Genomic DNA, 9021 nt, shown 5'->3' with positions numbered 1-9021 from the left:
CCGGAAGCCCCGCCCATTTCCGCTGTCCCCGCTCGAACCCACGGCGGTCCACGACGGTGCAGCGAATCCACTTGACCAGCACCGCGCCATCGTAAGGCCAGGGGAGGCGGCCGGGGCGGGCTCTGCGACAGACCACCCCAGCGGAGGTCACGCGCGCGTGGCAGGATGGACAACCGGCCCTGTCTCAGAGGAAGTTCGGGTATGGGGCGATTCGCAGGCGGGGAAGGCACGCGGAAGAAGGGGGAGTCCGGTGAGCGGCCTCAGCAAGGGAATCGAGAAGGTCGAGGTGTCACTGAAGTGGGATCCGAGCCCTGCCGGTGAGCCGGCGACCGACCTGGATCTGATCGCCGCGACCTACGCGGCGGACGATCCGTACGGCGACCCCGTGTACGTCGTGCACTTCGACAGCCGGTCACCGGACGGCACGATCCTGCTGAACCGGGACAGCACCGACGGCAAGGGCTTCGGCTGGGACGAGGTCATGACACTGGAGCTGTACCGGCTCGACAGCCGGTACGCGCGCGTGGTGGTCGGTGTCGTCATCCAGCAGCGCACCGCGCCCCGGACGTTCTCGGGGGTGCGGAACCCGGCGATGCGGATCCGCGAGGGCTACACCGTGCTGTCCGAGGACGACTTCGGGGGCGTGCTGGGGGCGAAGGCCGCCGCGATAGCGGAGTTCGCCCGCGACGGCGGCGGCGGCTGGCAGTTCCGTCCCGGGGTGCACGGCTTCGACGAGGACCCGGCGGAGTTCACGCGGGCGCTGGGCCGGGTGCACCAGCGCTGAGACGGCGCCGGCCGCCCTCCGGAGGGGCGGCCACGCGGTCTCACCCGGCGTACGGCGCCCCGATCGCGGGCGTCGCGGCGAGTGCCTCCGGAACGGCCGCCCGGTGGGTGAGCGACCGGGCGGGCTCGTCGGTGTTACGGGCGCGTACGCCCCGGTCGGCGAGGACGTAGAGCATGCGCAGCGTCCGCATGGTGTCGGAGGCCCACGCGGGGACGGGTTCGGGCGCGCCCTGCCGGAAGGCGCCGGCGACGGCGTCCAGCCATGCGACGGACGCCGTCCCGGTGAGGTCCGGGTGGCTCAGCACGCACGCGAGGCATAGGCGATCCGGTCGTCCTTTTGCGCGTCGAAGAGATGGTCCGTCGGCGCGAGCAGGCGGGCCACCGCCACGTCGGCGAGGGGCCGTGGGTCCTGCCCCGGCCCGCCTGGCCGGCGAGGCCGGCAGATCCGCGTCATGGGCCGCGGCATGCAGCCAGCCCAGTTCCGGGTCCCAGCCCCGCAGATCCGTCTCCGCCGGATACCAGTCGGCGAACTCCTGCCACCACCGCTCGCACCACTCCCCCGCCTCCGCGACCCGGGCGAGGACCAGCGGCACGAACGTGCGGGCCTGCACGGCGGGATCGGTGAACCGCGCGGCCCGTACGGCCGCCGAAATCCCGCAGTTCCCGGACGTCGAGGTGCGGTGTCCGGCGAGCCGCCGTCAGGTAGGCGCCGTCGTCCCGGACGGTCGGGTCGGGTGAGGCGAGGTCCCGGACCAGACCGTCGAGGGCGGCGGCACGCGCGGCGCCGTCCGTCCGGCGGATGTCCACCGCGTCGTACTCGTACCGCTGTCGGTCGCTCATGGGCTCAGTGCGGGGACGCGGGACCGGCGTTGATCGACTCCGGTCACCCCTCCATAATGCGGCAGTGGATGTTCACGACTCCTTCACATCGAGTTACGCGCGGCTGCGCCCGCTGATCCAGGAGCTGGGCGGCCTGCCCGAACGCTGGGACGACGCACCCGCGCGGGTCCTCTCCGATGTGAGAGCTGCGCTCCGCTACTGGACCGAGCAGTACGAACGACCCGCACAGGAAGACGACGTGCCACCGGCCCGGAGCGGTGCGCCTGGCATCGCACTCTTCCTGGCTCGGGAGGACGCACGCCTGGAGCGTCTGGCGCTTCATCTCTTCCGCGGTCTTCTCAGCCCCGAAGAGGCCCGGAAACGCGCGGATCTGACCTGTGTCCTGTTCTACGAGAGCATCGCCACCGACGTCGCACGGGCCGCTCGCCGCGGCTCGCCCGGCCCCGACCCCGATGCTCGCCCCAATGTCCTGGACGCGGCGCCCGGCACATCGGATGCCGCGCTGCCTGTCGTGGCCGCGTCCCTGCTGTGGGCGTCACGGGCGAGTGGGCTGCACGGCCGCTTCGACGCCGAATCACAAGCGCGCATCGCACGCCGGAAATACGCAGTGGTGAAAGGTGCGCTCGACACCGCGCGTGAACTGCTGAGTCGCCACGAGGCGAATGTCCTGGAAGAGCTGACCTGCAAGGTGGAGGAACAACTGCGGCACTGCGACTGTTCCTTGGCCTGCTGGCTCATGGCGCTGTCCGACATCGAGTTGTTCGAAGCGCAGTTGTGGCAACGTCACGAATGGGCGGCTCCCCTGCGCGAGCCGGGTCTCACGCCGTCGAATCCGGAACTGGACCACATTTTGGTCCCCGCTCAAGACGGCACCTCCAGCGCTCCCGGCGATGCCCGCGATCTGGCCGTTCTGGAGAACATCGAGGCTCAGGTCCTCGACGAGATCACGGATCCGGCATCCGCCTCCGCGGACGCGACGCCTGAGCATCTCTACGCGGAGCGGCTGCTGAAGACGTTGCGTGACGTCGCGGCGCACGATGTCGTGGCCTGGCGCCATCCCGGTCGGTCCGCGCTGGTCCACATCCTGCGCGACATCGACATCGCCCTGGCCGAATGCTCCGACTGCGGCGCGGACGACAAACCCTCCGTGTCGTTCGCGCAGGTGGTCACCGAAACCGTCGAGGTCCATCGCCGACGCCTGGAGTCCTGGGCCGGGCGCAGGCGCGCCGCAGCGCAGGGCGCCCGAGAGGTCGGCGGAAAGCTCCGCGGTATCTGCGAGTTCGAGTACGTGAAACTCCTGGCCGAGATGGCGGACCGCCTCTTCGACGGAGCGGCCACTGTGGAGAACAAACGCCACATCCGCTTCCTCTCGGAGGAGGCGGCCGAAGCCGCGATACCGGCCCTGGAACGCGAACTGGGCTCCGAGGACATCTGGAACCTCGGGAGCAAAGTACGGCTCCCCCGTCCCTCGGCCTTCGGACTGAGAATGAAGCGTGCCCGGACCTGCCGCTGCCCCCGGCACCAGGAAATGCTTCAAGGGACCGGCTCATGACCTCGTTGTTCCGGCGTCGCATTCACGCCTACCTCGCGGAAGAAGACCGCCTCGCTCGGGCGAACCGCCGGTGCCTCACCTGCGGCAGCGGCATCGCCTTCGACCGCGACGGCAATTACTGCCGGGAAGCGTGCTTTCCCGATCCCGCCGCGCCTCGCCCTCCGTTCGTGGGACGTTCACGCAGGTCCCGTATCAACGGATTCCTGAACGCGGCGCAAGCGCGGGCGATCCCGGGAGCTCTCTTCCAGGAGATCGACCCGCTCGATGTCCTGGACGAAGAGAACTGGATCTGCCATCTGTGCCAGAGGCCGATCCCGGACGACGTCGACCGCTTCGACGCCTTGGCAGCGACCGTCGACCATGTGATGCCCCTGGCGCGAGGCGGCGACCACATCCGCGGCAACATGCGCGCAGCGCACCGCCTGTGCAACACCCGGAAGAACGACCGGCTCCCCTGAACCGTGACCGACACGGTGAAGTGCCGGGACCGCACGGGAACGACCCGGGTTCGGCGACGCCGAGGGCCCGGCGGCATCCGCCGGGCCCTCGGTCACTCCTCACACACCGGAGGAGCAAGTTCCCGCTGCGTTCTCGTCGGACGAGAAGCGTCCGGGATCAGCTGCAGCCGCTGGTCGAGCCGCAGCCCTCGCAGATGTAGCAGGAGCCGGCGCGCTGCATCTTCGTGCCGCAGGAGAAGCACAGCGGGGCGTCGGCCTGGATGCCGAGCTGCATCTCCACCAGCTCCGCGTTGGTGTGGGCCTGCTGCGGGGCCGGCTTCGCGGCGGGGGCCTCCGCCATGGGTGTGGCGACGGCCTTCAGCTCCTGGGAGCGGGGGGCCGACTGGGCCAGGCCCTCGACGTCGACCTCGTCCTCGGCCGGCTCGTACGAACCGGTCTCCAGGTGACGCTGGCGCTCCTCGGCGGAGTGGATGCCGAGCGCGGAGCGCGTCTCGAAGGGCAGGAAGTCCAGCGCCAGGCGGCGGAAGATGTAGTCGACGATCGACTGCGCCATCCGCACGTCCGGGTCGTCGGTCATACCGGCCGGCTCGAAGCGCATGTTGGTGAACTTCGAGACGTACGTCTCCAGCGGCACGCCGTACTGAAGGCCGACCGAGACGGCGATGGAGAAGGCGTCCATCATGCCCGCGAGGGTCGAGCCCTGCTTGGACATCTTCAGGAAGACCTCGCCGAGACCGTCGTCCGGGTAGGAGTTGGCGGTCATGTAGCCCTCGGCGCCGCCGACGGTGAAGGACGTGGTGATGCCGGGACGTCCCTTCGGGAGGCGCTTGCGGACCGGGCGGTACTCGACGACCTTCTCGACCTCGGCCTCGGCCGGGGCGGGCTCCTCGGCCTTCTTCTCCTCCTTCTTCTTGGCGGAGAGCGGCTGGCCGACCTTGCAGTTGTCGCGGTAGATGGCGAGGGCCTTCACGCCCATCTTCCACGCCTCGAAGTAGATCTCCTCGACCTCCTCGACGGTCGCCGTCTCCGGCATGTTGACCGTCTTGGAGATGGCGCCGGAGATCCACGGCTGGATCGCGGCCATCATGCGGACGTGGCCCATCGGGGAGATGGCGCGCTCGCCCATGGCGCAGTCGAACACCTCGTAGTGCTCCTGCTTGAGGCCGGGGGCGTCGATCACATTGCCGTGCTCGGCGATGTGGGCGACGATCGCCTCGATCTGCTCCTCCTGGTAGCCCAGGCGGCGCAGGGCCTGCGGGACGGTGCCGTTGACGATCTGCATCGAGCCGCCGCCGACCAGCTTCTTGAACTTGACCAGCGCGAGGTCGGGCTCGACACCGGTGGTGTCGCAGGACATCGCGAGGCCGATGGTGCCGGTCGGGGCGAGGACGGAGGCCTGCGCGTTGCGGAAGCCGTTCTTGTCGCCGAGGCGGATGACGTCCTGCCAGGCCTCGGTGGCGGCGGCCCACACCGGGGTGTCCAGGTCGTCCATGCGGACGGCCTTGGTGTTGGCGTCGGCGTGCTGCTTCATGACGCGCTTGTGGGCGTCGGCGTTGCGGGCGTACCCGTCGTACGGGCCGACGACCGCGGCCAGCTCGGCGGAGCGGCGGTAGGCCGTGCCGGTCATCAGGGAGGTGATCGCGCCGGCGAGGGCGCGACCGCCGTCGGAGTCGTAGGCGTGGCCGGTGGCCATCAGCAGGGCGCCGAGGTTGGCGTAGCCGATGCCGAGCTGGCGGAACGCGCGCGTGTTCTCGCCGATCTTCTGGGTCGGGAAGTCGGCGAAGCAGATCGAGATGTCCATCGCGGTGATGACCAGCTCGACGACCTTCTGGAAACGCTCGGTCTCGAAGGACTGGTTGCCCTTGCCGTCGTCCTTCAGGAACTTCATCAGGTTCAGCGAGGCCAGGTTGCAGGACGTGTTGTCCAGGTGCATGTACTCGCTGCACGGGTTCGACGCGGTGATACGGCCGGACTCGGGGCAGGTGTGCCAGTGGTTGATGGTGTCGTCGTACTGGATGCCCGGGTCGGCGCAGGCCCAGGCGGCCTCGGCGATCTTGCGGAAGAGGGCCTTGGCGTCGACCTCCTCGATGACCTCGCCGGTCATGCGGGCGCGCAGGCCGAACTTGCCGCCGGTCTCCACGGCCTTCATGAACTCGTCGTTCACACGGACCGAGTTGTTGGCGTTCTGGTACTGGACGGAGGTGATGTCGTCGCCGCCCAGGTCCATGTCGAAGCCCGCGTCGCGCAGGACGCGGATCTTCTCCTCCTCCTTGACCTTGGTCTCGATGAAGTCCTCGATGTCGGGGTGGTCGACGTCGAGGACGACCATCTTGGCGGCGCGGCGGGTGGCGCCGCCCGACTTGATGGTGCCGGCGGAGGCGTCGGCGCCGCGCATGAAGGAGACCGGGCCGGAGGCGTTGCCGCCGGAGGAGAGCAGCTCCTTGGAGGAGCGGATGCGGGACAGGTTCAGGCCGGCGCCCGAACCGCCCTTGAAGATCATGCCCTCTTCCTTGTACCAGTCGAGGATCGACTCCATGGAGTCGTCGACGGACAGGATGAAGCAGGCGGAGACCTGCTGCGGCTGGGGCGTGCCGACGTTGAACCAGACGGGGCTGTTGAAGCTGAAGATCTGGTGCAGGAGGGCGTAGGCCAGCTCGTGCTCGAAGATCTCGGCGTCGGCGGGCGAGGCGAAGTACTTGTTGTCCTCGCCGGCCTTCCGGTACGTCTTCACGATGCGGTCGATCAGCTGCTTGAGGCTGGTCTCGCGCTGCGGGGTGCCGACGGCGCCCCGGAAGTACTTGCTGGTGACGATGTTGACCGCGTTCACCGACCAGAAGTCGGGGAACTCGACGCCACGCTGCTCGAAATTGACCGAGCCGTCGCGCCAGTTGGTCATGACGACGTCACGGCGCTCCCACTGCACCTCGTCGTACGGGTGCACGCCCGGAGTGGTGTGGATGCGCTCGATGTGCAGTCCCTTGTTCCCCGCCTTGGCGCCCTTGGATCGGGAACCTCGTGCCGGACCGCTCGCCGTCTCTGTCATGCCGCCTCCCTGTACGGGCGAAAACGCCCTGAAGTGCCCCGATGTTCCCGTGGCACGGTGTTCTGTCTGTTGTTGCGGGCACCCTCTGCCTGCCGCCCGCAACAGGTCTTCTCGTCGCCGCCGCACGGCCGGACCCGGTTCCTCGCGATCCGGTTCCGGCCCGCCTGTCAGTCGGCGGCGTGGGCGGGCTCGGGGACCTGGACGGTCCCGTCGTGCCCGCGCTCGTCTTCCTGGCTCCCCGCGGTGGCGCCTTCGCCCGCGCGGCCGCCCTCGTCCGCGGCGGGGCGCCCCGTCTGTTCCCTGAGTTCCGCGATGGCGGCCTCGAAGTCCTCCAGCGAGTCGAACGCCTTGTAGACCGAGGCGAACCGCAGGTAGGCGACGAGGTCGAGCTCCTGGAGCGGGCCGAGTATGGCCAGGCCCACGTCGTGGGTGGTCAGCTCGGCGCTGCCGGTGGCCCGCACCGCCTCTTCGACGCGCTGGCCGAGCTGGGCGAGCGCGTCCTCGGTCACAGGCCGTCCCTGGCATGCCTTGCGCACGCCGTTGATGACCTTGGTGCGGCTGAAGGGTTCGGTGACTCCGGACCGCTTGATCACCATCAGTGAGCACGTCTCCACCGTCGTGAAGCGACGGGAGCAGTCAGGGCACTGACGGCGTCTGCGGATCGACGTGCCGTCGTCGGTCGTACGGCTGTCGACCACGCGGCTGTCGGGGTGCCTGCAGAAGGGGCAGTGCATGGACTCCAACCCTCCTCACAGCAGACTCAATAGCCTCGTCGGGCCACATGGGCCCCTCGAAGCGGACACCAGCATAGGCGATCGTGGAAGGTCCGAAGACCGGGGGGACCACAACTTCTGGGCCGCTGTAGCCATCCAACCACTAGATGTGGGGATTGGCCGATACATGCACGCTACGCGCGCGTGTCGGCGCCGAGGCTACGCGCGTATCCCCGGACGGGGCACGCAAACACGCGCGTGCACGCCTGTACCGCGCCGGCACCGGGACGCCGTATCGTTCCGGCACATCGCGGAGAAACCGTGGCTTCCCGGCGGAGATGGCGTGCGGCTCCCGCAGAGGGCGGCGCCTGGAGCCGGACCCGCTGGTTCACGGGTGGCACACTGAGCGTGTCCGCGGGCGGGGCATCCCGGCGGTGAAGAGTACAACAATGGGCCCTTTTGCCCGTGCGGTACGGGTCGCCAATACACCTCACCACCAGATCACGTCAGGCGAAACGCGTTTTTTCACTCGAACGTGTGTTTGGCGCAACCTTTCGAAAGCAACTACCGTTGTGCTGGCAGGGAGACCACCGAGAGGGGCCGACGTGACCACCACCGCAGACAGTGCCACCATCACCGCCCAGGACCGCTCCCAGGGCCGACTCGAGCCAGTGCACGCGATGAACGAAGCCGCCAATCCCGAGGGACCCAAGCGCTCCCTGCCGGGCCGACCTCCAGGCATCCGGGCGGACAGCTCGGGCCTCACCGACCGGCAGCGCCGCGTCATCGAGGTCATCCGGGACTCGGTGCAGCGGCGCGGATATCCGCCGTCGATGCGCGAGATCGGCCAGGCGGTCGGGCTGTCCAGCACCTCGTCCGTGGCGCACCAGCTGATGGCACTGGAGCGCAAGGGCTTCCTGCGCCGTGACCCGCACCGCCCGCGCGCCTACGAGGTGCGCGGCTCCGACCAGGCCGTCTCGGTGCAGCCCACGGACACGGCCGGCAAGCCCGCCGCGTCGTACGTGCCGCTGGTCGGCCGGATCGCCGCCGGTGGCCCGATCCTCGCCGAGGAGTCCGTCGAGGACGTCTTCCCCCTGCCGCGGCAGCTCGTCGGTGACGGTGAGCTGTTCGTCCTCAAGGTGGTCGGCGACTCGATGATCGAGGCCGCGATCTGCGACGGCGACTGGGTGACCGTCCGCCGCCAGCCCGTCGCGGAGAACGGCGACATCGTCGCCGCCATGCTGGACGGCGAGGCCACCGTGAAGCGCTTCAAGCGCGAGGACGGCCATGTCTGGCTCCTGCCGCACAACTCCGCTTACGAGCCCATCCCCGGCGATGACGCGACCATCCTCGGCAAGGTGGTGGCCGTTCTGCGGCGCGTCTGACGACGTCGGCGACACCAGCCACACCCGCACACGGGCGACACGGCCGCCCCGCTCCCTGACTGGGCCCCGGGACCCCTGCGCCGGTTCCGGGGCCCTGGGCTGTCCGGGGGCGGTCGGGGGCTAGGCGGTGTCTTCAAATGATCTTGGGTGGTGGATCATGGCTGGGTGATACGTCGCCATGAACTGTCCGATGCTGAGTGGGAGTTCATCCGGCCGCTGCTGCCCGAGTCGTTGCGGGGGCGGAAGC

At 69.2% G+C, this 9021-nt stretch carries 7 protein-coding genes and 2 pseudogenes; 4 read left to right on the top strand and 5 right to left on the bottom strand.

Annotated elements, in window-relative coordinates:
• Nucleotides 1-136, bottom strand: a pseudogene (locus MTQ10_RS23620) (DUF4937 domain-containing protein); the annotation flags it as partial.
• A gap of 114 nt (nucleotides 137-250) precedes the next feature.
• Between MTQ10_RS23620 and MTQ10_RS23615 the strand changes: the two are divergent.
• Nucleotides 251-784 (top strand): TerD family protein, encoded by a 534-nt coding sequence (locus MTQ10_RS23615; protein WP_247472128.1) that lies wholly within the window; start codon nucleotides 251-253, stop codon nucleotides 782-784.
• A gap of 40 nt (nucleotides 785-824) precedes the next feature.
• On the opposite strand, the gene MTQ10_RS23610 is transcribed toward MTQ10_RS23615, so the two are convergent.
• Both MTQ10_RS23610 and MTQ10_RS23605 read right to left on the bottom strand, forming a co-directional pair.
• Entirely contained in the window at nucleotides 825-1088 is a 264-nt protein-coding gene (locus tag MTQ10_RS23610) for a hypothetical protein (RefSeq protein ID WP_247472130.1), read from the bottom strand.
• Between the two features lie 195 nt (nucleotides 1089-1283).
• Nucleotides 1284-1376: pseudogene (locus MTQ10_RS23605) on the bottom strand (DUF2785 domain-containing protein); the annotation flags it as partial.
• A 311-nt stretch (nucleotides 1377-1687) separates the two neighbouring features.
• Here MTQ10_RS23605 and MTQ10_RS23600 point away from each other — a divergent pair.
• Both MTQ10_RS23600 and MTQ10_RS23595 read left to right on the top strand, forming a co-directional pair.
• Nucleotides 1688-3175, top strand: a complete 1488-nt coding sequence (locus MTQ10_RS23600; RefSeq protein ID WP_247472126.1) for a hypothetical protein — start codon at nucleotides 1688-1690, stop codon at nucleotides 3173-3175.
• Nucleotides 3172-3633 carry an HNH endonuclease gene (locus tag MTQ10_RS23595; protein WP_247472124.1) on the top strand — a complete coding sequence of 154 codons (462 nt, stop codon included), beginning with the start codon at nucleotides 3172-3174 and terminating at the stop codon, nucleotides 3631-3633. The genes MTQ10_RS23600 and MTQ10_RS23595 overlap by 4 nt, the downstream gene beginning before the upstream one ends.
• Nucleotides 3634-3790: 157 nt before the next feature.
• Here MTQ10_RS23595 and MTQ10_RS23590 read toward each other — a convergent pair whose 3' ends face one another.
• Together MTQ10_RS23590 and nrdR are read right to left on the bottom strand one after the other, a co-directional pair.
• The gene (locus MTQ10_RS23590; protein ID WP_247472123.1) at nucleotides 3791-6676 is read right to left on the bottom strand and encodes a vitamin B12-dependent ribonucleotide reductase; all 2886 of its coding nucleotides are present in this window, start codon (nucleotides 6674-6676) and stop codon (nucleotides 3791-3793) included.
• A 167-nt stretch (nucleotides 6677-6843) separates the two neighbouring features.
• A complete protein-coding gene (gene nrdR / locus MTQ10_RS23585) occupies nucleotides 6844-7410 on the bottom strand; it encodes a transcriptional regulator NrdR (RefSeq protein ID WP_247472122.1) in 567 nt (188 codons plus the stop codon).
• A gap of 584 nt (nucleotides 7411-7994) precedes the next feature.
• Between nrdR and lexA the strand changes: the two genes are divergently transcribed.
• A complete protein-coding gene (lexA, locus tag MTQ10_RS23580; RefSeq protein ID WP_247472121.1) occupies nucleotides 7995-8774 on the top strand; it encodes a transcriptional repressor LexA in 780 nt (259 codons plus the stop codon).
• Nucleotides 8775-9021 lie beyond the last annotated feature (247 nt).

The sequence above is a fragment of the Streptomyces sp. XM83C genome, from assembly GCF_023072675.1.
In the GTDB taxonomy this organism is placed as follows: domain Bacteria; phylum Actinomycetota; class Actinomycetes; order Streptomycetales; family Streptomycetaceae; genus Streptomyces; species Streptomyces thermocoprophilus.
The sequence above is the reverse complement of the archived record's forward strand: the minus strand, read 5'-3'. Positions and strand labels throughout refer to the sequence as shown.

What these genes read in the sequence shown, in the direction of transcription:
- nrdR (WP_247472122.1), bottom strand. Translation starts at nt 7,410, where the DNA reads ATGCACTGCCCCTTCTGCAGGCACCCCGACAGCCGCGTGGTCGACAGC.
- MTQ10_RS23590 (WP_247472123.1), bottom strand. Translation starts at nt 6,676, where the DNA reads ATGACAGAGACGGCGAGCGGTCCGGCACGAGGTTCCCGATCCAAGGGC.
- MTQ10_RS23595 (WP_247472124.1), top strand. Translation starts at nt 3,172, where the DNA reads ATGACCTCGTTGTTCCGGCGTCGCATTCACGCCTACCTCGCGGAAGAA.